This is a genomic window from Enterococcus sp. AZ126, assembly GCF_051714545.1.
Taxonomy (GTDB): domain Bacteria; phylum Bacillota; class Bacilli; order Lactobacillales; family Enterococcaceae; genus Enterococcus_L.
On sequence record NZ_JBIOSB010000001.1, the window covers coordinates 528,054 to 552,630 of the forward strand.

At 36.2% G+C, this 24,577-nt stretch carries 26 protein-coding genes, 1 riboswitch and 1 other annotated feature; of the genes, 7 read left to right on the forward strand and 19 right to left on the reverse strand.

The window, feature by feature from the left end:
• Position 1 precedes the first annotated feature (1 nt).
• On the reverse strand, positions 2-250 hold the full coding sequence (gene purS / locus IGI43_RS02570) for a phosphoribosylformylglycinamidine synthase subunit PurS (protein ID WP_438756248.1): 249 nt from the start codon (positions 248-250) through the stop codon (positions 2-4).
• A 22-nt stretch (positions 251-272) separates the two neighbouring features.
• A complete protein-coding gene (gene purC / locus IGI43_RS02575) occupies positions 273-989 on the reverse strand; it encodes a phosphoribosylaminoimidazolesuccinocarboxamide synthase (RefSeq protein ID WP_438756250.1) in 717 nt (238 codons plus the stop codon).
• Positions 990-1,281: 292 nt separating this feature from the next.
• On the opposite strand from purC, the gene IGI43_RS02580 reads away from it, so the two are divergent.
• Entirely contained in the window at positions 1,282-1,668 is a 387-nt protein-coding gene (locus tag IGI43_RS02580) for a hypothetical protein (RefSeq protein ID WP_438756251.1), read from the forward strand.
• 72 nt (positions 1,669-1,740) lie between these two features.
• A complete protein-coding gene (locus IGI43_RS02585; protein ID WP_438756252.1) occupies positions 1,741-2,064 on the forward strand; it encodes an inorganic diphosphatase in 324 nt (107 codons plus the stop codon).
• A 91-nt stretch (positions 2,065-2,155) separates the two neighbouring features.
• On the opposite strand, the gene purB is transcribed toward IGI43_RS02585, so the two are convergent.
• From purB to IGI43_RS02635, 10 genes are all read right to left on the reverse strand, one after another.
• Positions 2,156-3,451 carry an adenylosuccinate lyase gene (purB, locus tag IGI43_RS02590; protein ID WP_438756254.1) on the reverse strand — a complete coding sequence of 432 codons (1,296 nt, stop codon included), beginning with the start codon at positions 3,449-3,451 and terminating at the stop codon, positions 2,156-2,158.
• A gap of 18 nt (positions 3,452-3,469) precedes the next feature.
• On the reverse strand, positions 3,470-4,600 hold the full coding sequence (gene purK, locus IGI43_RS02595; RefSeq protein ID WP_438756255.1) for a 5-(carboxyamino)imidazole ribonucleotide synthase: 1,131 nt from the start codon (positions 4,598-4,600) through the stop codon (positions 3,470-3,472).
• On the reverse strand, positions 4,584-5,072 hold the full coding sequence (gene purE / locus IGI43_RS02600; RefSeq protein ID WP_438756257.1) for a 5-(carboxyamino)imidazole ribonucleotide mutase: 489 nt from the start codon (positions 5,070-5,072) through the stop codon (positions 4,584-4,586). Before purE ends, purK begins: the two co-directional genes overlap by 17 nt.
• 163 nt (positions 5,073-5,235) lie before the next feature.
• Positions 5,236-6,555 (reverse strand): nucleobase:cation symporter-2 family protein, encoded by a 1,320-nt coding sequence (locus tag IGI43_RS02605; RefSeq protein WP_438756259.1) that lies wholly within the window; start codon positions 6,553-6,555, stop codon positions 5,236-5,238.
• A 1-nt stretch (position 6,556) separates the two neighbouring features.
• A complete protein-coding gene (locus tag IGI43_RS02610) occupies positions 6,557-7,138 on the reverse strand; it encodes a xanthine phosphoribosyltransferase (RefSeq protein WP_438756261.1) in 582 nt (193 codons plus the stop codon).
• Between the two features lie 83 nt (positions 7,139-7,221).
• Positions 7,222-7,319: riboswitch (purine riboswitch) on the reverse strand.
• Between the two features lie 116 nt (positions 7,320-7,435).
• Positions 7,436-8,497: an NlpC/P60 family protein gene (locus IGI43_RS02615; RefSeq protein WP_438756263.1), complete on the reverse strand. Its 1,062-nt coding sequence runs from the start codon at positions 8,495-8,497 to the stop codon at positions 7,436-7,438.
• 231 nt (positions 8,498-8,728) lie between these two features.
• A complete protein-coding gene (locus IGI43_RS02620) occupies positions 8,729-9,412 on the reverse strand; it encodes a hydrolase (RefSeq protein WP_438756265.1) in 684 nt (227 codons plus the stop codon).
• A gap of 28 nt (positions 9,413-9,440) precedes the next feature.
• Positions 9,441-10,064 carry a glycoside hydrolase family 73 protein gene (locus tag IGI43_RS02625; RefSeq protein ID WP_438756267.1) on the reverse strand — a complete coding sequence of 208 codons (624 nt, stop codon included), beginning with the start codon at positions 10,062-10,064 and terminating at the stop codon, positions 9,441-9,443.
• 91 nt (positions 10,065-10,155) lie between these two features.
• Entirely contained in the window at positions 10,156-10,356 is a 201-nt protein-coding gene (locus IGI43_RS02630) for a hypothetical protein (protein ID WP_438756269.1), read from the reverse strand.
• 19 nt (positions 10,357-10,375) lie between these two features.
• On the reverse strand, positions 10,376-10,897 hold the full coding sequence (locus IGI43_RS02635; protein ID WP_438756271.1) for a hypothetical protein: 522 nt from the start codon (positions 10,895-10,897) through the stop codon (positions 10,376-10,378).
• A 159-nt stretch (positions 10,898-11,056) separates the two neighbouring features.
• Here IGI43_RS02635 and IGI43_RS02640 point away from each other — a divergent pair, with 159 nt between their 5' ends.
• Positions 11,057-12,049, forward strand: a complete 993-nt coding sequence (locus IGI43_RS02640) for a Gfo/Idh/MocA family protein (protein ID WP_438756272.1) — start codon at positions 11,057-11,059, stop codon at positions 12,047-12,049.
• A gap of 43 nt (positions 12,050-12,092) precedes the next feature.
• Here the strand turns inward: IGI43_RS02640 and argS are convergent, their stop codons facing one another.
• The 6 genes from argS to pbp4 form a co-directional block, all read right to left on the reverse strand.
• Positions 12,093-13,781: an arginine--tRNA ligase gene (gene argS, locus IGI43_RS02645; RefSeq protein ID WP_438756273.1), complete on the reverse strand. Its 1,689-nt coding sequence runs from the start codon at positions 13,779-13,781 to the stop codon at positions 12,093-12,095.
• A 287-nt stretch (positions 13,782-14,068) separates the two neighbouring features.
• Positions 14,069-14,270 (reverse strand) — a binding site (T-box leader).
• Positions 14,271-14,336: 66 nt separating this feature from the next.
• The gene (gene tsaD, locus IGI43_RS02650; protein ID WP_438756274.1) at positions 14,337-15,371 is read right to left on the reverse strand and encodes a tRNA (adenosine(37)-N6)-threonylcarbamoyltransferase complex transferase subunit TsaD; all 1,035 of its coding nucleotides are present in this window, start codon (positions 15,369-15,371) and stop codon (positions 14,337-14,339) included.
• Positions 15,368-15,832: a ribosomal protein S18-alanine N-acetyltransferase gene (gene rimI, locus IGI43_RS02655; protein ID WP_438756275.1), complete on the reverse strand. Its 465-nt coding sequence runs from the start codon at positions 15,830-15,832 to the stop codon at positions 15,368-15,370. Before rimI (IGI43_RS02655) ends, tsaD begins: the two co-directional genes overlap by 4 nt.
• A 4-nt stretch (positions 15,833-15,836) precedes the next feature.
• Complete coding sequence (gene rimI, locus IGI43_RS02660; protein WP_438756277.1) at positions 15,837-16,385, reverse strand: ribosomal protein S18-alanine N-acetyltransferase; 549 nt, start codon at positions 16,383-16,385, stop codon at positions 15,837-15,839.
• Positions 16,369-17,088, reverse strand: a complete 720-nt coding sequence (gene tsaB, locus IGI43_RS02665; RefSeq protein WP_438756278.1) for a tRNA (adenosine(37)-N6)-threonylcarbamoyltransferase complex dimerization subunit type 1 TsaB — start codon at positions 17,086-17,088, stop codon at positions 16,369-16,371. Before tsaB ends, rimI (IGI43_RS02660) begins: the two co-directional genes overlap by 17 nt.
• 125 nt (positions 17,089-17,213) lie before the next feature.
• A complete protein-coding gene (gene pbp4 / locus IGI43_RS02670) occupies positions 17,214-19,250 on the reverse strand; it encodes a penicillin-binding protein PBP4(5) (RefSeq protein WP_438756279.1) in 2,037 nt (678 codons plus the stop codon).
• Between the two features lie 329 nt (positions 19,251-19,579).
• Here pbp4 and IGI43_RS02675 point away from each other — a divergent pair, with 329 nt between their 5' ends.
• The 4 genes from IGI43_RS02675 (at position 19,580) to IGI43_RS02690 (ending at position 23,878) form a co-directional block, all read left to right on the forward strand.
• Positions 19,580-20,812: an SPFH domain-containing protein gene (locus IGI43_RS02675; protein WP_438756280.1), complete on the forward strand. Its 1,233-nt coding sequence runs from the start codon at positions 19,580-19,582 to the stop codon at positions 20,810-20,812.
• A gap of 120 nt (positions 20,813-20,932) precedes the next feature.
• On the forward strand, positions 20,933-22,105 hold the full coding sequence (locus IGI43_RS02680; protein WP_438756281.1) for a TFIIB-type zinc ribbon-containing protein: 1,173 nt from the start codon (positions 20,933-20,935) through the stop codon (positions 22,103-22,105).
• Positions 22,102-22,902 (forward strand): TPM domain-containing protein, encoded by an 801-nt coding sequence (locus tag IGI43_RS02685; RefSeq protein WP_438756283.1) that lies wholly within the window; start codon positions 22,102-22,104, stop codon positions 22,900-22,902. Before IGI43_RS02680 ends, IGI43_RS02685 begins: the two co-directional genes overlap by 4 nt.
• Positions 22,903-23,341: 439 nt before the next feature.
• Positions 23,342-23,878 carry a DUF5067 domain-containing protein gene (locus tag IGI43_RS02690; protein WP_438756284.1) on the forward strand — a complete coding sequence of 179 codons (537 nt, stop codon included), beginning with the start codon at positions 23,342-23,344 and terminating at the stop codon, positions 23,876-23,878.
• Between the two features lie 218 nt (positions 23,879-24,096).
• On the opposite strand, the gene IGI43_RS02695 is transcribed toward IGI43_RS02690, so the two are convergent.
• On the reverse strand, positions 24,097-24,486 hold the full coding sequence (locus IGI43_RS02695; protein WP_438756286.1) for a pyridoxamine 5'-phosphate oxidase family protein: 390 nt from the start codon (positions 24,484-24,486) through the stop codon (positions 24,097-24,099).
• Positions 24,487-24,577: the final 91 nt, after the last annotated feature.

Consider the following 24,577-nt stretch of genomic DNA (forward strand, 5'->3'; position numbering starts at 1 on the left):
TTCAAGCTTCCTCCTCGATTTCATATCGATACGTTTCCATATTAACGTTAGCTAATAATTTGTCACAAATCTCTTCAATCACCATTTCGATTGGCCGCTCTGATCCTTTGACCTTGATTTCAAAATATTTTCCAATCCGGACATCATCGATTTCTCCATAGCCAAGACGATGAACGGCACCTTTGACTACTTCACCTTGCGGATCTAAAACGGAATCTTTGTACGTAACATATACTTTTACATCATACATATTAATCAATTCTCCTTCATTTTTAGTAGAATGTATTCTCCAAACGATCCAAAACTTCTTGGTAGACAGGTACAATCTCACCAATATTTTTACGGTAAACATCTTTATCTAAATGAGCATTTGTTTTTTCATCCCATAAGCGGCACGTATCTGGTGTGATTTCGTCAGCTAGTAAAATAGAGCCATCTTTTCTACGCCCAAATTCTACTTTGAAATCAATCAAACGAATACCAATTTCTTTAAACAATGTAATCAATGCTTGATTTATAATGTGTCCCTCTCGTTTTATAGTCGCGATCTCTTGTTCTGTTGCGATTTTTAAAATTTTGACATGATCATCATTAATAATTGGATCATTAAGAGAATCATCCTTGTAATAAAATTCCAAAACGGGAAATTCAAGAGGCTGTCCTTCTAAAACAGCCAATCGCTTCGCAAAACTGCCTGCTGAACTATTTCTAATGACAACTTCTAAAGGAATAATTTCGAGCTTTTCTACCAATTGTTCGTTCTTTGATATTTTTTTGATAAAATGAGTTTGAATATTTTTTTGTTTAAATTGTTCAAAAATAAAGGCTGTTATCTGATTATTTAAAATTGCTTTACCTGTTGTAATATCTTTCCGAGCGCCATTCAAGGCAGTTACTTGATCTAAATATTCTACTCTCAACACATTGGGATCATCTGTTTCAAACATTTTTTTAGCTTTTCCTTCGTATAGCAAACCACTATTTGTCATTATCTCGAACGCTCCTTTTTACGTACGTTTTTTAAATATAATTAATATTTGTTCGTCTATTTACTGTTTACAGTTTAACAACATGATAAATAAGAGTCAATTAATTATTAACAATAAATACAAAAATAGTATTGAATGTTCGTTTTTTATCCATTTTTCATGTAAATATTAAGAAAACATTGTAAGCATTTACAAAAATTAAGAAAAGTGGTATGCTAATCAAAACCACATCTTTAGAAAAATTACTTTTCTTTTTTTTGATCAGTGACGATTTTTAGGAGGGAACAACAGGATGATTAGCGATTATGACAGTTTAGCCCAGGATTTTTTGGCAGGATTAATCCCTGAGGAAAGAACAAAATTGTATAATGATTTACTCGCATTAGAAGAAGTCCACAAATTGAATCAACACAGTTCTTACTACACGTTTAAAAATTTAAAACGAGCGGTTCATCGGCACTCTGAAAGACGCAAACGAACATTTCGTTATAAAAATAGTTGTAACAATGAATTAGTTATAAATCAACTACATGAGCAACACTTTTTCAAAAACAAATACTGTATACATGTTTATTTTAATTCACAAGAATGTAGTTATCTTTTTATTGATCATTTACTTTCTATGTTGGGTGCTCCAGTAGCCTCACCCATACGTACTTTCCAAGAAATTACGATTTAAATACATTAATTTTCGACTAAAACTTACAAAGTTTTAGTCTTTTTATTATTAAAGAAAGGAATGGATCTATCCATGAAAAAATTGAAAGTAAAAGTGACTGTTGATCGACCACTAGGCTATCAAGATTCTTTCGGTAACATCTATCCAGTCAATTACGGATATATTGCTGGAGTGATCGGAGGCGACGAGGAGGAACAAGACGCATATATTTTAGCCGTTCCATCAGTAAAAATAAGTACATTTATTGGTATTGTAGTAGCCGTTATCCATAGAAAAGATGACAATGAGACAAAATGGATCGTGATTCCCGAAAAATCATCGATTTCCGAGAACGAAATCAGTCATCAAACACAGTTCATCGAACAATATTTTGATCATTATATAGAAATGCTTTAATAAAAAAATAAGGCTAGAACATAACTCGTAGAGTTATGTTCTAGCCTTAAGTTATCTGAATAAACGGTAGAATCAACCTCATTTTAATAGATCAAACTAAACCTACACGTTCAAAAATAATGTCAACATTTTTCAAATGATAATTATAATCAAACGCATCATCTAATTCTTCTTTAGATAAAATCGAAGTTATTTTTTCGTCTGCGTCAAGTAATGGTCTAAACGCAGTTTGATGATCCCAAGCGTATGCCGTTTTGGGTTGTACTAAATCATAAGCCGCTTCTCTTGCCATGCCGTGATCAATCAATTTCAGCAACACACGTTGACTGTAAATCAGACCGTATGTTGCATCCATATTTCGTTTCATATTTTCAGGAAATACTGTTAAATTTTTAACTATAGTAGAAAAACGATTCAACATATAATCCAGTAAAATTGTTGTATCTGGAATAATAATTCGTTCTGCTGAAGAATGAGAAATATCACGTTCATGCCATAAAGTCACATTTTCATAAGCCGTCACCATATGCCCACGAATGACACGAGCAAGTCCTGTCATATTTTCAGAACCGATCGGGTTTCGTTTATGCGGCATTGCGGAAGAGCCTTTTTGACCTTTTGCAAAAAACTCTTCAACTTCACGTGTCTCTGATTTTTGTAACCCACGAATTTCAGTCGCGAATTTTTCAATACTCGTTGCAATCAAAGCCATCGCTGATAGATATTCTGCATGCAAATCACGAGGTAAAACTTGAGTAGAAATTTCTTGCGCTCGAATCCCTAGATGTTTACAAACATATTCTTCAACAAAAGGAGAAATATTCGCAAATGTTCCAACCGCTCCACTGATTTTTCCTGCCTCTACGCCTTTTGCGGCATGTTCAAAACGCTCAACATTTCGTTTCATCTCGGAATACCACAAAGCCAGCTTCAATCCAAATGTCGTTGGTTCAGCATGAACACCGTGCGTTCGTCCCATCATGACTGTATGTTTATGTTCCTTCGCTTTTTCACCAATTATTGTCGTAAATTTCTTTAAATCCTCCCGCAAAATATCATTGGCTTGTTTTAGTAAATAACCGTAGGCTGTATCGACCACATCCGTACTTGTCAAGCCGTAGTGTACCCACTTGCGCTCTTCTCCTAATGTTTCGGATACTGCACGTGTAAACGCCACTACATCATGTCTTGTTTCAGCTTCGATTTCTAAAATACGCTCAACGTCAAAAGAGGCATTGTCACGGATTTTTTGTACATCTTCTTTTGGGATATCTCCTAATTCAGCCCAAGCTTCATCGGCTAAAATCTCTACTTCTAACCAAGCACTGTATCGATTCTCATCTGTCCAAATAGCACCCATTTCAGGTCGTGTATAACGATCAATCATTCGTTTATTAACTCCTTTTTAATCCCAAATATTGGTTTGATAAATATCTTCTAGTGTCTCAAACACATCTTCTGTTAAAATAGTGATATGCCCCATTTTTCGATCTTTTTTCGCTTCTGCTTTACCGTAATAATGAAAATGCCAATTAGGTTTTTCTGAAATAACATCCATTGTCTCATAGATCTCATTTCCTAATATATTGATCATTACAGCTTCTGATAAAAGATCAACTTCAGGCAATGGCCAACCGCAAATACCACGAATGTGGGCATCAAATTGACTCATTGAACACGCTTCGATCGAGTAGTGGCCCGAATTATGCGGTCTTGGCGCCAATTCATTCACATAAATACCACCATCATTTGTCAAGAACATCTCCACAGCTAAAGTTCCTGCAAGATCCACTGCTTCTGCTATAACACGAGCAATACGTTGCGCTTCTTCTACTACTTCTTCAGACACTCTAGCTGGTGCAATCGTTTCATGTAAAATATTATTTCGATGGATATTTTCGACCACAGGAAAAACTGTGAACTTTCCTTGACCATTTCCACTTACTAATACTGAGATTTCTTTTTCGTAGGGAATCCAAGCTTCTAGTACGCAAGTCCCTTCTCTAAGAATATTCATTGATGGTGCTAAATCTGATGTACTATACAACACAAATTGCCCTTTACCATCGTAGCCGCCACGCGTTGTTTTTAAAACACAAGGATAACCAATTCCATCGATGGCATCTTGGATATCTGTTGGACTTACGATTGTTGCAAATGGGGCAATAACTATATTATTTGCTTCTAAAAAAGATTTTTCCAATAAACGATCTTGCGTAATTGCTAAGAGATCTGTTCCTTGAGGAATACTTACTAAATCTTCAACTTGCATCAATGCTCCGACATCGACATTTTCAAATTCATATGTTAATACTTGAGAACGTTTTGCCAGTTCTTCTAACGCTTCTATGTCATCATAATCAGCTAATAAATGCCAATCAGCGACTTGAGCAGCTGGACAATCAACTGTTGGATCTAACACACCCACACGAAAACCCATTTCTCGTGCACTAAGTGCCATCATTCTGCCTAATTGTCCGCCACCAATAATACCGATCATTTGTCCCGGTAATAAAGGTCTATTCAAGTTCATCACTACTTTCCATCACAGTTTCTTCAAGAAATCGACGCTTTGCTTCTAATTTCCCTGCTAACTCTACATCATACATGGAAAGCATCTGAACTGCAAGTAGTCCGGCGTTCTTCGCACCAGATTCTCCAATTGCAGTTGTCGCAACGGGAACTCCACCGGGCATTTGAACAATGGATAATAATGAATCCAATCCATTCAATGCTTTTGATTGAACCGGAACACCAATTACTGGCAACGTTGTTTTTGCTGCAATCATGCCTGGTAAATGAGCTGCTCCGCCTGCACCTGCGATAATGACTTTGATGCCACGATCTCGTGCTTGTTCAGAAAATTTAAACATATAATCAGGTGTACGGTGAGCGGATATCACTTTTTTTTCATAAGAAATGTTGAATTCTTCTAAACTATCACAAGCATGTTTCATTGTAGCCCAATCAGATGTACTTCCCATAACCACAGAAACCACGACAGACATAACATTCCTCTTTTCTTCCTTATTCTCTTTTTATTTTATCAATGGAAATCTTGAGTGTCAAAATAAAATCGAATATTATAGTTATTTTTAATATTAATGTTCGCATTAAACGATGATAAAAAGAAAAACCGAAAAATCATCCGGTTTTTCTATCTCTTACACTCTAAGATTTCTCTTCACTTTTAAGACCATTAAACAATAAATTCAAAATAATCGCTGTCAAACTGCTCATAACAATACCATTTCCGGTAAACATTCTCAGTGTTTCCGGCATTTGCTGAAACAGCGTCGGAAGCATATTAAATCCTAATCCAAAACCAATTGAAATCGCAATAATCAATAAATTTTTATCATTATTGTAATCAACTTTTGACAACATACGCATGCCTTGTACCGCGACCATCCCAAACATCACTAACATTCCGCCCCCTAACACAGGTTCTGGAATGATTTGAGCAACCGCGCCAACTTTCGGTAACAAGCCTAGTGCAATCAAGAAAAAAGCAGAATAATAAATCGGTTTTCTTGTTTTGATACCTGAAAGCTGGACCAATCCAACATTTTGAGAAAAACCAGTATAAGGGAATGTATTGAAAATACCACCTAAAATAACGGCTAAACCTTCTGCACGATAGCCTTTCTTCAATTCCTCTTCACCGATACGCTTACCTGTAATATCACCCAGAGCAAAATAAACACCTGTCGATTCAACCATACTAACAATCGAAATAATGATCATCAATACAATTGAAGAAACATCAAAGGTTGGCGTACCAAAGTAAAAAGGCTGAGGAAAATGAAACCACGTCGCCTCACCAACTGGCGCTAAATTTACTTGTCCTAAAATAGCTGCAAGAATAGTGCCGCCGACTAAACCAACTAACACAGCAATCGATTTGATGAATCCTCTACCCCATACTTGAATAATAATGATAAGTCCAATCGTTACAAATGCCAGAAGTAAATTTGTGCCATCACCAAAGTTAGGATCACTTGCTAGTCCCCCACCCATCTTTTCAACCGCAACTGGTATCAGCGTTAAGCCAATCACAGTAATAACCGTTCCAGTGACTAGTGGAGGAAATAATTTTTTGATTTTGGAAAATATTCCCGAGATCAATACAACAAAAATCCCTGAAGCAATGATTGAGCCATAAATCGCACCGACACCTTTATCACTACCAATCATAATCAATGGTGCAACTGCTTGAATCGCACAACCAAGAACCACAGGTAAGCCTATTCCGAAAAATTTATTCACAGTCAACTGCAGTAAAGTTGCAATTCCACACATAAAAATATCGATCGAAATCAAATACGTCATTTGTTCTGAATTAAAATTCAACCCCGTTCCGATCAGCAATGGTACAGCAACTGCTCCAGCATACATCGCCAATAAATGTTGGAGACCTAAGACTGCTGCCTTACCATTTTCAGTCTCTGGTCGATCGATCTGTTTGGTTTGCTTTCTTTCACTTTCCAAGTTATGCATCCCCCTCAAGAAACTCGACTGCTCCATTTTTCAAAGAAGCAATACGGGCTAATGATACAACACGCATCCCCATTTCTTCTAATAATTCTCGTCCATCTTGGAAAGACTTTTCAATAACAATACCGATTCCGTCAACTTCAGCACCTGCTTGTTGGCATAATTCAACTAATCCTTTTGCTGCTTGGCCATTTGCTAAAAAGTCATCAATGATCAATACTTTATCTTCGTTAGATAAAAATTTTCTTGAAATGGAGATTTGACTTGTGACTTGTTTAGTAAACGAATAAACAGAAGTTGTCAGTAATTCTTCATCCATAGTCAAACTTTTTGCTTTACGTGCAAAAATCATCGGTACATCTAATTTTTTAGCTGCAAAAAGAGCCGGCGCAATCCCTGAAGCTTCGATTGTAACAACCTTTGTGATACCAGCTTTTGCAAATACTTCAGCAAAACGATTGCCGATAGCCTCCATTAAATCAGGAGCTACTTGATGGGTAACAAAACTATCTACTTTTAAAACCCCTTCACCCAAAACATGCCCATCCTCTTTGATTCGTTGCACTAATTCTTCCATTTCATCTGACTCCTTCACCATTTTTTCTATGTGACATTTTCTATAAAAACAAAAAAACCTTTTCTGCATAAGCAAAAAAGGGTCTAAGACGCTTCTTCACTTATAGACCAACATTTACGGTGTTGGGTAGAAACGATCATCCTTATTATGATCATATATAAGCTTTTAGTTATTAGTATACAATAGTATAGAATTCTGAAAATTTCAATAAAAAAAGATTTTTTTCATTGAAATTTTACAGAGTCTCTCATTAATTCTAAAAATCAGCTCGCTCTATCAGTATTGATCGCAACGAATTTATTTTTTGATAAAAGCAGGATTTCCGCCAGTGGGTAACGCAGTATTTTTAGGCACTAATTTTATTTCGATTGCTTCTAAACGTTTTGATAGACCTTGTGTCCCAGCCGATTGACCGTTTTTAGTCCACGCTTGCCAACCATAAGTTTGAGAATGAACACGATAATGGATATCATAATTAGTTGCTACCCCACCGTTTAGTTGAATTTGGATTGCTTCTAATCTTTTTTTCATGCCCGTTGTCCCACTTAATCCATCGTTTGATTTCCAATCTTGCCAACCAATACTTTGGATATGTGTCTTATACTGGATATTCCCATTAACAGAAGGATCAAGTTTAATTTGAATACCTTCTAAGCGTTTTGATTTTCCGACAGATCCACTTGTTTGACCAGACTCAACGTAATCCCCCCAGCCGAAAGATTCCAGATGAGTTCTATAACTTAGAGCTTTCAAATTAGTATCATTGTCATTTTTTTTAATGACTCTCACAGCAAAACTTGGGTTAAAGTAAGCAGTTGAATTGATTTTTACTACTTCTTTTTCATTTGGTGCATGGATATATTGCCCATTACCGATCGCAATCGCTACATGGTATGTATTTCCTTTAGCACCCCAAAAGTACAAATCACCAGGTTCCGCTTGTGCAACACTGATTTGTTCCCCAGCTTTTTCTTGAGGTATGGTATAATCACCAATATTTTTTCCTGTTACCTGTAAATAGACATAACGTGTTAATCCTGAGCAATCAAATACATTAGGTCCTTTGCCGCCCCACGCATAGGGTTTGCCTAAATGTCTCTTCGCTTCAGTGACCACTTGGTTTTTCTGAGTAGTTGAAGATGGCATCATACTTCTAGCTGCTGGTTCTTCTTGAATATTTTCTAAAGAAAAATCAGGCATTTCTTGAATTTGCTGAATTTGTTCCGCGGTAAATCCTGATTCAAGCGCTGCTTGGTAATCTTCCTCATTCATTGTTTCTGTCGCTTCAGTTGCTAAAGATGCTCCACTTGCAGCAAATAACAATAGCGCCGCACCCATCACATAACAATATTTTTTCATATTTTCCCCACTCCTAAAATCATTTTCCTTAATCATAACATAAAACAAATTAATTTTCGGTTAGTAAAACTATTTTTTTATTTATACTATTTTCGAAATGTCGTTTTCAAGACAAATTGTAACCAGTTATAACAAGATCAAAAGAATCAACGAGCCCTAGACACTAATAAAATAGTTTAGTCTTGGCTCATTGATTCTCAGTTGTTACATTACAAATTTAATTTATTCTATTTAAGCATCATTTTCTTTTTCTAGATTTCTATATTTATTCATTTTTTGACTAAAAAGCTCACCATTACTTGGCGGTGTATACGTGATTGCATTGGCTCCAGCGTCAATCGTTTCTGTGATTGATTCATCCGTCGGTCCACCAGTCGCAATAATTGGTAATTCCGGATACTTCTCTCTGAAAAATTTAACAGTCTTAGCTGTATCCTTTCCCGCACTGATATTGATCATCGTAACACCTGCCGCTATTTTTTCATCGATTGGCGTGTGAATTGAGGTGACCGTACTAACTACAGGAATATCAACAACTTCACAAACCATTTCAACTGTTTCGACAGGGGTCGGTCCATTTAGAACAACGCCGATCGAACCTTGTGCTTCAGCAAAAAGACTCATATAAGCAGAACGCTGTCCTTGTGTCAATCCACCTCCAACACCTGAAAAAACAGGGATATCGGCTGCTTCAATGATACTTTTAGTAATTGCCGGGTGCGGCGTGAATGGATAAACTGCAATCACTGCATTTGCATCTGTATTTCTAATAATTGCGATATCTGTCGTAAAAATAATTGATTTTATTTTTTTACCAAAAATTCGAATTCCGCTAGCCTGGGCAATCACTTTTGGAACTTGAACGATATCTTGTTTTAAAGGTGTCACAATCTCTGGTACAAACTTTTCATTCATTCCATCCACTCCTTTTTCCTCCATTTGATTAATGATCATATTGATCGAGATCATAACTCTCAATTACATGAATGACTTTGTCTGCATAAGTTGGATCTGTTGCATAACCTGCATCTTGTAAAGCACGTGCAGCTTCTTTGTAATCTTTTGCCAAAAGAACATTTTCATACAAACGTGGATCCCATGTTACACCATTAACAAATAAACGTGTGTGATCGTCCATGGATTCTTCCCACGTATCATATACCCTAAAGTCCCCTTGAATAACGATCCATTCTTCATTGATATATTCACGAGTCTCAAGGTTGATCTTATTTTGTTCTCCGTATGCTTTGATCCCAAACAAATTATTGTACTTTGACGCAAGCGTGCTTTGTCCCCAATTCGATTCTAAAATCCCTTGACCAATGATGATACTGGGTAAAACGCCATAAGAATCTTGTAGCTCTTTTGCATGCGGACTTATTCTGTCAATAAATTGCTCTTTTGAGACTTCTTCTTTTTGTTGAATAGACTTTTCTTCTTTTTTTGAACTGTCTGATAATACATTGATTGAAAAGATAAACGCTAGACCAACGATCAACAAACCGGCAAAAAGTGCTGGTAAATTCGATTTTCTATTTTTTTTCTTCTTATACCTTGGACTTTTCATACATTCCCTACTTTGTTTTGTATTCATCCCTACACTAATTTTTCAGTTTAGGACAATCGCTGACTGATTATATCAGTTTTTTTCCTGACAATCAATCAACAGCTGTTGTAGTCGTGGTTGTCGATGTTTTCGTTTGTATCTCAGATGAAGTTGATGGAACAATTGTACTTGTCGTTTTTGTCTCATCGCTGCTCGTTTTTGTTTTCTCTTTTGGTGTAGTATGACCGAAAAGAACAAAAATAACAGCACCTAATACTATGATAACGGATATAATTCCTAAAATTTGTTTCACAATAATACTCCTTACTTACTTATTCACCAACGTAAGTACCCATCAAGTTTTCATTTACCCAATCAAGTAATTCAACTTTTGACCCTTTCAACTGTGCTTGTAATGTTGCTGGTAATCGAAAAGTTACAATATCGTCAAATCCCCATTCACCATACGAAACTGTTACTTTCAACTCAATAAAAGCTTGTTCTTTTTCTTCACTATTTGCTTTTGACGGTATCAACTCGGCAAGTCCTACTCCAGACTGCAACCATTTTTTAGCAATCAACGTTTTTAAACGTTTGTATTCTGAAACGGCAATATTTCTTTTTTCAGGAAATAAAATCGTTTGGCGTAGTATTTTTTGTGTCAACATCCATTCATAATCAGAAAATAAGTTTTTTACTTTTTGCATTTCTTCTCTTGTTAAATTAATTCTACCTTTTTTCCAATTTTCCCAATTTTCTTTCGTCGTTTGAAGATACTCCGTGTAAAAGTGTTCTTCTGTTTCAAATTGCTCTATAATTGCATCGATAAGAATATCTATATACATTTGGTGCATGATATTCGCCTCCTTTATTTATTTTACTGAAAATAGCAAAAAAATGCATTACTTTGAATCATTTATTTCCATATTTTTAAGAAACATTTCATTCTCTCACCTAAATAATAAGACAATTCTGTAGTTCTGTCCAAAATAAGCCACGATTTTGAGCTTCTCATGTATAATAGTAATATAAAAAGTAAATTAGGGGGATCATTCATGAACAATTACAACTGGGGCATCATTGGACTTGGGGATATCGCAACTAGTTTCGCTGAAAGTTTTCAGCAAAAAAACAGCAAAATCACAGCGGTTGCCTCTAGAACATTAGCTAAAGCTGAACTATTTGCTAAAAAATATGATATCGCCAGAGCTTACGGCTCTTTTGAAGAGTTATTAGCAGACGAAGCGATTGATATCATCTACATTGCAGTCCCAAATCGTCAACATATCGATCATATTTTAAAAGCCTTAGTCGCAGGTAAACATGTCCTTTGCGAAAAAGCGATTACGATGAATAGCGAAGAATTGGCTGAAGCAATGAAAGTAGCAGAAGAAAAAGGCTTAGTGTTAGCTGAAGCGATGACTATTTTCAACATGCCTTTATATCAAGAACTAAGAAGCCAAATTGATTCTAAACGATTTGGAAAATTAAAAATGATCCAAGCACCTTTTGGTAGTTATAAAGAACCTGATCCGACAAACCGTTTTTTTAATCCTGATTTAGCTGGTGGAGCTCTCTTAGACATCGGTACTTATGCTGTCTCTTTTGCTCGTTGGTTTCTTACATCTCAACCTAAAGTTATTTCTTCTGTTATGCAGCCATTTTCAACTGGTGTAGACGAACAATCGGCCACTATTTTACAAAATGAAGCAGAAATGGCTACTGTGTCATTAAGTTTCCAAGCAAAAATGCCTAAACAAGGTATTGTCGCTTTTGAAGATGCTTATATTGTGATCAACGAGTATCCACGGGCAGATGAAGCAAAAATCTTTTTTAATGATGGTACTGTAGAGACGATCATTTCAGGTGATAGCAGTCAGGCTTTGAATTATGAAATCGAAAATATGGTCAAAATGATCGAAGGAAAAAAATCGAAGCGTTCGCTCTTTTTAACAAAGGACGTTATCGACCTTCTGGATCAAATGCAACAACACTGGACCAACTAAAAAATACCCGCTTTTGCGGGTATTTTTTTGACTGATTTACTTATTACATTTCATTCGGTGCATGTAGACCCAACAAACGTAGATCTTCTTTAATAATAGTCGCCATCCCATAAACTAACGCTAAACGTGATTCTTTTTGCTCATCTTCAGTCAAGATTTTGACATGTGCATAATATTTATTAAATGCTTGAGCAACTTGAATCGCATGTTTGGCAATAACTGAAGGTTCATATTTCTCAGCTGCTTGCATAACAACTTCAGGGAATTTTTGCAATAGTTTAACGACTTCCCAGCTCTCTTTATCATCTAGTGCATAGACTTTGGTCTCATCGATAGTGAAATCAGCTTTTCTTAAAATGCTCATTGCACGAGCATGCGTGTATTGGACATAAGGTCCCGTTTCTCCTTCAAAGCGGACAACTTCTTCTAAAACAAAGTCAAAATTATTCAAACGATCATTTTTTAGGTCGTGAAAAATAACAGAACCGATTCCAACCTGTCTAGCCACTTCTTCACGATTAGGTAAATCAGGATTTTTCTCCATAATTTGCTTATTCGCTAATTCAACTGCTTCATTCAATACTTCTTCTAGTAAAACAATTTTTCCTTTACGCGTCGATAATTTTTTACCACCTTGTGTGATCAAACCAAATGGTACATGTTGCATGTCTTTAGACCAATCAAAGCCAAGCTCTTTTAAAACAGCCTTTAATTGCTTGAAGTGATTACTTTGCTCATTTCCGACAACATAGATTGATTTTGCAAAGTCATAAGTACGTTTGCGGTAAACAGCTGCGGCTAAATCACGTGTAATGTACAGCGTTGCACCATCTGATTTTTTAATCAACGCAGGATTTAGATCATAGGCTGACAAATCGACAATTTCAGCCCCTTGGTTTTCTTGCAACAGATGCTCTTCTTCTAACATCGTGACAATTTCAGCCATTTTATCGTTGTAGAATGCTTCTCCATTATATGAATCAAAAGAAACTTCCAGCATAGAATAAATTTTATCAAATTCTTTTAATGACTCTGTACGGAACCATTGCCACAATTCAGTGGCTACAGGGTCCCCTTCTTCTAGTTTTTTAAACCAAGCACGCGCTTGTTCATCTAGTTCAGGTTGTGTTTCAGCCTCTTCATGAAACTGTACATATAGACGCAATAATTCGGTGATCGGTGCTGTTTTAACGGATTCTTCTGATCCCCATTTTTTGTATGCCACAATCAGTTTACCAAATTGTGTCCCCCAATCGCCTAAATGGTTGATACGAACAGGTGAATAACCAATTTTTTCAAGGATAAACGCAATCGAATTTCCGATTACTGTAGAGCGAAGATGTCCCATCGAAATTGGTTTGGCAATATTAGGTGAAGACATGTCGATCGGTACATTACCTTCACCAATCGAACTGTCTCCATAATGCCCTTTTTGTTTGGCAATCTGACCAATCACTGTCTGACTGACCATTTTTTTATTCATGAAAAAGTTTAAATAGGGGCCAATTACTTCGATTTTTTCAAAATCAGTGCCTGTGATTTTTTCTGCTAATTCAGCTGCGATTTGTTGAGGTGCTTTGCGGTAAACTTTTGCCAATGAAAATGCTGGAAAAGCGACATCTCCATGGTCGACAGATTTTGGATTTTCCAATAATTGTGTAACTGTTTCTAAGGAAAGGTCCTCTTTTACTACGTCATAAATGGCTTTCGCTACGATTTCTTTGTTATTCATGGATATCCTCCTATATGATTGATTTTCTATTGTTTGATAGAGATTGATCAACAATTAATTATCACTTTTGTTCAAAAATTCTTCTTTTTGAGCAATCGACAACATCATTTTGTCTGTGTGTGATTTAGATGATTGATGGTTTCTGGTATGGCAACGTGTCTTTCTGATACCTTGGATCGTGCATCATAAAATCACTTCGTCCTTTTAGTCGCCAAGTATTGTTCAAAATCTACTTTGACTAAGTCAGTCGTAGTGATTCACAACAAAAAGTCCCTAGTGTTAAAAACACCAGAGACGAGATTTTCCCGCGGTACCACTCTAATTGTCCGTTCGTTTGCCGGACCCACTTAATCTAATAACGGTAGACTGCCGTCTGCATAAGCAGATTCTCGAAAGTGCGTTTCCTTCATTTAACTATTTTCGGCTTCCACCTTCCCGAAATCGCTTGGACAATTTTTAATGAAGTACTCTCTTTTTCAACGAATCATTATTAAACTGGGTTCATTATAGCAAATATTTTTCTCTATGCCTAGTCTTGTCTGTTGATTTTTAAGTTTAAATGTTCATAAAGGACAAACTAGGATCTGCATTTAAATGATAATCTGCGTAATGTCCTTTTTCGGCTTCTATGAATGCTGCTGCACCTATCATTGCCGCATTATCCCCACATAATCTAAGCGGTGGAACAATGAAGGTCACGTCTTGAAGTTCACTAGCTACTTCTTTACTAAAACGATCACGTAATCCTTTATTCGCCGCAACGCCGCCTGCCATCACTAATTGTTTGACTGGGTATTCTTTACAGGCTCGAATTGTTTTAGCTGCCAATACATCGATGACGCTTGCTTGAAAACTCGCAGCTAAATCTTTAACTATCAATTTTTCACCACGTTGTTCAGCATTATGAACTGTATTGATAAATGAACTTTTCAACCCACTAAAACTAAAATCATAATTGTCCTCTTTGATCATTGCCCGAGGAAAATGATACGTATCTTGCCCAAGATGAGCCAACTCGTCGATCTCTTTACCACTTGGATAAGTTAAACCTAACACTCTACCTACTTTATCATATGCTTCACCAGCAGCATCATCTCTTGTTTCACCAATTATTTCAAATGAACCCGTTTCTTTCATATACACTAATTCTGTATGACCACCACTGACTAATAAAGCCATCAACGGAAACTGCAATGGTTCCACAAACTGAGCAGCATAAATATGTCCAGCCATATGATTGACCGGAATCAATGGCAAATCATGTGCCCACGCAAATGCCTTAGCCGCAGAGATGCCAATCAACAAAGCTCCAACTAAACCAGGCCCATATGTAACAGCTACTCCACTCAAATCCTTTGGTTTTACCTCTGCTGCTGCTAAAGCGTCATCAATACATAAAGTAATTTCTTCTACATGATGACGACTAGCAACTTCTGGCACAACACCACCAAAACGTTGATGACTTTTTACCTGAGAAGCCACGATATTCGACAAAATTTCAGCACCATCTTCAATAACTGCAACGCTTGTTTCATCACAACTACTTTCAATAGCTAATAGTAATTTTCTTTCTTTATTAAAAAAAGTCATTGATTCACTTCCTTAACTTTTAAACACATAACGATTCCGTCTTCTTTTGGGCGACTATAATAGCCTTTCCGATGATCGATCGTTTTGAATCCTTTTTTTTCATATAATTTTTTTGCGCTTGTATTAGAGACTCGAACCTCTAAAAAGACCTGACAAATTTCTTGCTCAACTAATTTTTGAATCAGTTGATCTATCAGTTTGTTCCCGTATCCTTTATGCTGAAATTCTTTATGAATCACAACATGGGTAATCTCGGCTTCATCTAAAACAAAATGATAGCTAACAAAACCGATCCAGCAACCTTCTTTAATCAATACAAGGTATTCGCTCGTTTTTTGAGCTAAGTCAACGCAAAATTGTTCCGTCGACCATGGGGAGCCGTTGCTATAGGAGCCTTCACTTATCGACCAAAGATTTTCGGCAAGTTTTTGTGTTGGTAATTGTTTTTTGGAATAATACATCGCTTCACTCTTCATTTAAATACAGAATCATTTCCAAGGCGTCTTCTTTATTCTCTGTATAATAGTTCGGTTTAATTGTATTTGAGACAAAATCAAGTTGGCGATAAACGCGCTGGGCATTTTTATTACTGATTCTGACTTCCAAAGAGACCTTTTCACACTCATTGACTCTTGCAAAATCAAGGACTTCTCTAATCAAAAAGCTTCCGATTCCGCAGCCTTGGTTTTGAGTCAAAACGGCAACGTTCGTAATATGAGCATCTTTTCCAAAAATACGACAGCCTATAAAACCTATCGTTTTTCCTTCCTTTTGAATGAGTAAGTACAGGTGCGGATCTGAAGATTGGAGCTCAACTAAAAAAGCTGTTTTAGTCCAAGGTAATTCTCCAGCGTACACTTCTCTTTCGATTGAAAGCAGATCTTTGATATCATCAAGATTGATGCCGCGAACAAAATACTCTTGATTGGCTATTTCTACAGTCTTCTCGTCATAAGGACGATTTTTAAAAAAGATTCCTAAAATATTATGAAAAAGATTAAATTTTTTCAACATAGTTTTCTACCTCAGATGTATGTTCTTTTAGCCAGTTTTCTTCAGCTTCTACTCGTTTTAAATAGTTGGGTAAAAAGTGATGGCTATCAATTTCAGGTTCAGCTAATCTACCAAGCTCTGCTAAGACTGCGCCATTTGGAATTTGCCATTCAGAAATTGTACAGATTTTTGCATGAGGTACTACTGATTCGATTTGCAAACGGAATTTTTCAACATCTTCCCCGACAAAGTATAGCTGGTCAACTGTTTTTAATTGTTCTAGCCATTCTTCCATCGCAATGTGTCGATCAGCGATCCTCATTGTCAAAATACCATCGACATATTCATAAGCTCCAGTGTATACATTATTTCTTCTAGCATCAAAAACCGGAACGATCGTCCCTTTTACCATAACACAATTTGCAGCTAATGTTTTTAAGCTAGAGATGCCTACTAATTCTTTTTTCAATGTATATGCTAATGTTTTTGCCGTTGTTACACCTATTCGCAACCCTGTATATGATCCTGGTCCTTGAGCCACAACAATGCGGTCAAAATCATTTGGTGTTAATCCAACCTCTTTCACCAGTTGGGTAATTGCTGGCATCAAGGTCAAGCTGTGGTTTCTTTTGACTGTGATTGTGTATTGTCCTATTATCTTCTTCTCTTCACAAACAGCAACTGTCAATGTCTGATTCGAGGTATCAATTGCTAAAATTCGCACAAAAAAGTTCCTTTCTTTCATCTAATTGGTTAATTGTAGCATATTTTTATTCGTTCGTAAAAAAACGAGTGGTTAAAAGTAAAGAAGGACAAAAACGCCCGTCACGCTTTGTCCTAGCTTTGTTATTACTTGATATTTGCCTCTAAATAATCGATCAATGGTTTACTGATATTTGTTGCCGTATCATTTTTTCTAGAATCTTCCACCATGATCATAGCTGAAAAATGATTATTACTTCGATCCATCGCTAATAGAAAACTATTTTCTTTCCCAACCGTATCTTGTTTGTCTTTGATTTCAGCTGTTCCTGTTTTTGCTGCTAAAGAGAACTCTGGATTATACATATTGTGGACATAACCGGTCTCATCTTCTACACTGCCTAGTAAATCAGTTACGATCGTATTTGCTGCGTTTGAACTGATGACATTTTCTTTTGTTTTTGTTTCTTTGTTCAACTCTATTTTTGGATAAACCAGTTTCCCTTCATTTTGAAACACCGTATACATTGTTGCTTGCTGTATTGGTGTAACCAACAACTGTCCTTGCCCGTAACCTGTATCAGCTAACAAAATCTCTGAATTGAATTTGTCTTCATTAGAAATTTGTGCAGGATTCATTGGAATTGATAAATCTAATTTCTCACCAAAGATAAATTTGTCTAATCCTTTTCTAAATGTGTCTTCTCCCATCCGCAATGTTTGCTGCGCAAAATAAATATTGTCAGAATTCACTAGAGCGGTTCTTAGATTTACAGGGCTAGCTTCTTTCACGCGAGTGACAAAATAATCACCCCATGAAGCATCTTTTTGCCATTTTAAGCCATTGATCGCAATTTCTTCATCAGGCTTCAAGGTGCCAGCATCTAAGCCAATCGCACCAGTAATTGTTTTAAATGTCGAACCCGGAGCATAACCTGTCGCAAATCTAGCTGTAAATGGTAAATTTTCATTATTTGCATAGCCATCATAATCGGCTTGGGAAATTCCATTTGCCATCTTATTTGGATCAAACGATGGAGAACTAGCAGCCGCTAATAGATCACCTTGTTGTGGATTCATAATAACTGCACTACCCGGGCGATTATTAAAAATATCATAGGCTTGTGATTGCACATTTTTATCAATCGTCAATTGGATTTTTTCGCCGTCTTTTTTGTCCGTTTTTTGCAAGATACTTTTCTCATTGCCGTTTTCATCCGTAATAGTTATGTTACCGCCATCTTGTCCGCGCAATTGCTTGTCATAAGCTTGCTCCAATCCGACTTTTCCAATTACACCAGTACTACTCAACGTTGGATCTTTTTCGATATCTTCTGCTGTGATCTTACCGACATATCCGACCAATTGAGCAGCTGATTCCTTTAATGGGTAATAACGAACAATTGTATCTTGAGAAGCGGCTCCTTTTGGCAAGGTTGTTATTGGATCAAAAGAAATTGACAAAGGAACAAACGCATCTGGCTTGACCCAATCTTGTTTGAGCATTTGCTCGATGTCCTCGACAGAAATTTTGAATTGATCACTGAACGCTTTGATATTCTCTGTTTTTTCCTGACCTTCCCCAAGTTTGCCCGGTACGATCCCAACCTGATCAAAAGCCTGATTAACGGCTAATCCTTCACCATTGCGATCGACAATTTCTCCTCTTGTTGCAGTATCAATACCAATTGAGATTTTATCTTGACCAGCCATTTCTGGAAAAATCAGATTAGGTGCCCAATTGATTTTATAACGTTCTCCTTCTTTTTTGATCGTCGTTTTATAGGATAGGTCTTTTAAATTTCCTAAAGGTGTCGTCATCTCTAATTTATAGGTAAACGTATACTGTCCCTCTTTATCTTGTGCTACGTTGATCTCTTTACTTTTAATTCCTTCCGCTTGGATACCTGAAAAAACTGTTTGGTATTTTTCTACGACTTTATCGTTGTCATAGCCGCTTTCTTTTACAGAAATTTCATTTAATAGCTCAGGAAATTTCTCAAATTCTTGTTTTGAAAGATGGTCTAAAAACGTCTTAGCAGATTTTTCTGCTTTACTTAGTTCTTGTGCCTTTTGCCATGAGCTATAGGCAAAATAGCCTCCCACTACGGCCGCAGCTAAAACGACTCCGCTAACAGCTAAAATCACTGTTTTGTTTGATTTTTTTTTGCTTCTTTTCTCCATTTTTTCAATCCCCCAAGTCCATGATTCTATTTCTTCTTGTTTATTATACCTCATCTTGCAAAGTCTACGGAAGAAAAATGAGACTTTTTCAAATATTTAGGTCATTTAACTTGGTTCATTTTCTATTTTGCCATTAGCTTCTAATGGTATTTATATTGCGCTTACTTGTGGTATACTATTTTTACTTAGTACTTTTTACATAGCTTTATGGGCTAGTCCTTTGCTTTTAGATCTCATCAATTCTTAATTCCTACAGCTTTAAGAGGTGAAGATATCAGGAAATGAGCAGGATGAGTCCATTACGCTTTTAAATTTAGGAGGACATTCGAATGGGAATTATTAAAGCAGCAACAAGTGCTATCGGCGGCGGATTGGCTGATCAATGGATCGAAGTTATTGAGCCTGATAATATGGGCGACACAACGGTTATGACGAAAGGCGTTTTTGTTCGAAAAAATGATAAACGAGGATCAAATCGCAAAGGAACCGAAGATGTTTTGACAGATGGCTCGGTTATTCACGTCTATCCAAATATGATGATGATTCTAGTCGATGGTGGAAAAATAATCGATTATACTGCAGAAGAAGGCTATTACACAGTTAAAAATGATTTAGCCCCTTCTGCGTTTAACGGATCATTAAAAGATGCCGTCTCGGAAACGTTTGATCGTTTTAAGTTTGGTGGTGTGACACCACAAAAACAACAAGTTTTTTATATCAACTTACAAGAAGTCAAAGGAATCAAGTTTGGTACATCGTCACCAATCAATTATTTCGATAATTTTTATAATGCTGAACTATTTTTACGAGCGCATGGGAACTATTCTATTAAAATCACTGATCCTTTATTATTTTTCTCAAATGCAATCCCAAGAAATAAATCACAAGTAGACATCAATGATATCAACGAACAATACTTAGCTGAATTTTTAGCGGCACTCCAATCTGCTATCAATAAAATGTCAGCAGACGGTGAACGGATTTCTTATGTTCCATCTAAAAGCCTAGAATTAAGTAAATATATGGGGCAAGCACTAGATGACGAATGGCGCGAACTTCGTGGGATGGAGATTGTTTCTGTTGCAGTTGCTAGTATTTCTTATACCGATGATTCAACTAAATTGATCAACATGCGTAACCAAGGTGCTATGCTTAGTGATGCTGGAGTTCGTGAAGGCTATGTGCAAGGCGCGATGGCTCGTGGCATGGAAGCGGCTGGAAATAATGAAGGTGGCGCAATGAACGGGTTTATGGGTGTTGGTATGGGAATGAATACAAGTGGTAATTATTTTGCTCAAGCCTCTCAAACCAATCAACAACAAATGCAAGAAAAACAAAATCAACAAAATGCACAAGGATCTACAGATACTTGGACGTGTCCACAATGTGGAACCGAAAACAATGGCAAATTCTGCTCAAATTGCGGTACGCCTAAACCAACCAATGAGCAACCAAAATTGGAAATGAAATGTAGCGAATGTAGTGAAATCGTTGATTTGGCTAATGGCATTCCAAAGTTCTGTCCACATTGTGGCAAACCATTTCAAGGGATTCCATTATAAACCAAGGAAATTGGGCTGGGCGACCGTGTCTTGCCCTTTTTCTTTCTAATTTAAAGGAATAAAACAATCTAAGCATCACCAATGACTCTTTTAATTTATTATCCAAAGAAAGGAATAATCATGACGGATACGTTTACACACAAATGCCCAAACTGCGGGGGCCCTTTATTATTTGATCCCAAAGATCAAAAGTTTCATTGCGAATACTGTTTAAGCGTTTACACGGAAGCTGAAGTCACCGCTTATGAAGCTTCACAACGAGACGCACATTTAGAAAAAAACACTGATCAGACTTATGAATCAGATTTAACTTTTACTGCTGATTCACAGGTAGATGAAATGACCGTTGAAGAAAAATCAGCTTTTAAAGAAGCTAGTGGAACAGATACTATGGATGAAGATACCCTGGAAGGTGCCATGGAATTATTCGATTGTCCAAGTTGCGGTGCTCAAATCGTCACGGAAGCAACGACTGCGGCCACCTATTGTTATTATTGTCATAATCCTGTTGTCTTATCTGGACGTTTAAGTGGAAAGTTCCTTCCAGAAAAAGTTTTACCTTTTGCTATCGAAAAAGAAGAAGCGGTTGAAAAGTTTTTAGCTTGGGCAAAAAAGAAATGGTTTATTCCTAAAGACTTTTTCAACAAAGAACAAATTGATAAAATGACAGGCGTTTATTTTCCATACTGGGTTGTAGATGCCCAAATCGACGGTCAGATGAGTGGTTTGGGAACAACTATCCGTATTTGGCGTATCGGTGACATTGAATATACTGAAACAAAGCAATTTGATGTGCAAAGGCAAGGCAAAATTTCTTTTAAAGAATTGATCAAGAATGCTCTTTCTAAAAATGTCCAACAAAAAATGGTTGAAGCAGTCCAGCCTTTTTTATTAGATAAAGCTGTTTCATTTAAAAGTCAATATTTAGCAGGATTTCAAGCAGAAAAACGAGATATTGAATACGAAGCAATCCAACAATCTATTCAAAATGAACTAAAAGAGTATTCTGAATCCATACTAAGAGATACAGCTTCTGGCTATACCACCTTGACAAAACTGCGCACAGATATTTCTTTAGACAACGAAAAAAATCACTATATGCTTTTACCGATTTGGGTCGTTACTTATCGTAGCAATGATCAGTCAAAAAAAGTTTATTACTATGCTATGAACGGACAAACAGGAAAAGTCAGTGGTATTTTACCGATCAGTTACAAACGATTAGGACTGTTTACATTTGGCATTTTTGCTACAATCTTAGCTATTTTTCTGATCGGAGGTTGGTTTATATGAGAAAGGTTTTTCCTGCACTATTTATTCTCATTTTTTTAGTATTCGGTTTTTCTTCCACTGTTCAAGCTGCAGAAGATCCAATTGATGATCAGGCTTCTCTTTTTACAGCAGAACAGATCGTTCAGCTAAAAGGAGCAATTGCACCAATCGAAGCTAAAACCAAAGCCCGCGTTTTTATCGTGACAAATACTGATAACGAAATGGATTCAAAAAGATTCGCGGATTATTATATGCTTGATCGTATTGGAAAAAATCAAAATGGCATCACGTTTTATATTGATATGAGCCAGAGTAAATTTATTATTTCTACTTCTGGTAATATGATTGATTATTTAACCGATAAGCGAATAGACCAAACCTTAGATGCTATTGAACCAAGTATGAAAAGCGGCAACTATTTTGAGGCAGCTCAAAGTTTTCTAGATAAGACCAGTTATTACTTCGATCAAGGCGTGCCTGGTGGTCATTACCGCGTCGATACTGAAACAGGTAAAGTCACTCGTTATAAAACTTTGACCAAAACAGAAATCATGATTGCTTTTGTAGCAGCAATCGTTTTAAGTAGTATTTTCTTTGCTATCAATATTTCAAAATACCAACTAAAATTTGGGACTTACAAATACCCATTTAAAGAAAAATCTAGTCTTGATTTAACATTACGCAATGATGTTCTGGTTAATTCATTTGTTACTACTCGCCGTATTCCTAGAAATAATTCTAGCGGTGGTGGTGGCGGTGGAAGCAGCACAAATTCAACTGGTGGCGGAACATTTGGCGGCGGCGGTCGTAGTTTTTAATAGATAGTTAAAGATCCTCATTCAAATGAGACGAGTTGCGACTCATTTGAATGAGGATTTTTTTGCAACAATGTACATATCCTATATTTGCTGACAATTTTTAGCATTTAATCCTTCAAAAATCATCATTATTTTCCTTTCGATTCAAAAAAATATTTTTATTCTAGTCAGCTATTTAGTAATAATATAACACTAATGATAATAGAAAAACTCTCATTTACTCCATTAAAACTATATAAATTTTTAATAAAAAATAGAAATAACTTTATTTTTTTTTATTTCTAAAAATAATTTAATTACTCGCTAAAGTAATCTTGTTATTTAGCAAAATACAAGGTAGTATAGAGTTAAATAGCCATATAAATAAAATAAATTAAATCGACCTATATTATATTGGGAATTTTTATAAACATTATTTTTGAAAAGTGAGGATTTATTAATGAAAAAATTATTAAGTTTCGGCCTATTAATAGTGTGTAGCATAACATTGGTTGCGTGTGGCGGCAACAATAAATCGAGCAAATCTGAACCTACTTCAAATTCTCAAAAAAAATCAGAAAGAGCGTACTTTAAAAACAATACGTTAAAAATCGATGTGGCTAAACTTACTATAATTTCGACTGAAGTTTTGCCTGCAAATGAAAATTTATTGAGAGAAAAACCACAGTTGGCCATTACTTACGAAGTGACAAATGATAGTAATGAGCCAATTTCTGCCGCCACTGTTTGGATCGCCTGTATGGGACTCTCTCAAGAAGATGCACGCACAACTAATAAATTAACGATTGGTATGACGCCCCAAGATGAAAAGTTTGCTGAGTTCAAAGAACATAAATTAGATGATATCAAACCTGGTGACACAATGAAAGCACTCATCTCTTATGATTTAGATGATACTAAGACACCCGTACTTTTAAAAGTAAATCAAGGGATGGCTGGAAAAGTCCTCGGAGAAAAAACGATCAACTTAAATTGATTTGACACAACATAACGAAAGGAGATGAAGTCCCATTTTGCTGGACTGCATCCCTTATTGTGATATTTACGGTTATTTTAGACCGATTCATGTTGATAGGCTATTTCTTTGCACAGTAAATACTATTTTCATTCTTCTAAAGCGATGTCCGCTTTAATTATCCAAAACACCGTTTTTTTATGAAAGAAGCTTACACCTCTTTCGTTAAAAATTACAATCTAAATCAACTTATTAACTACCTCAAATTCATAGTGCATTGTTTCAAAAACCACAATCACCGCTTCTTTGTATTTAAGTTTCTTTTTCGCATCTTCCACACTTTCTCGTATCTCATGCAATTTCCAGTCACCTTCTATAGTAAAGGTCCCTTTCAAATTTAATGTTTCTATTCGATCAGAATACTCCATGAAACAAGAGACACTGCCTCTTGGTGTTCTTTTCATATTTTTAACTGAATTTGAGTGCTTGTCAAAATAAAAGAATAGTGTTGCGTACCCCGTTCTCTCTAATATTTTAGTCAACGTTACATTTACAGGGAAGTTATTGTCATCCATTGTCGAAACGACGCAAGAAGATACCTCACGCAATATTTTTTCTGTCTTATCCAATTTTTCTACCTCTTTATTTGTATTTTTGTATAGTCATGATCACACCAAAATGATTTTTAAAAATAGAGGAAAATTAAAAAAATCACCACCT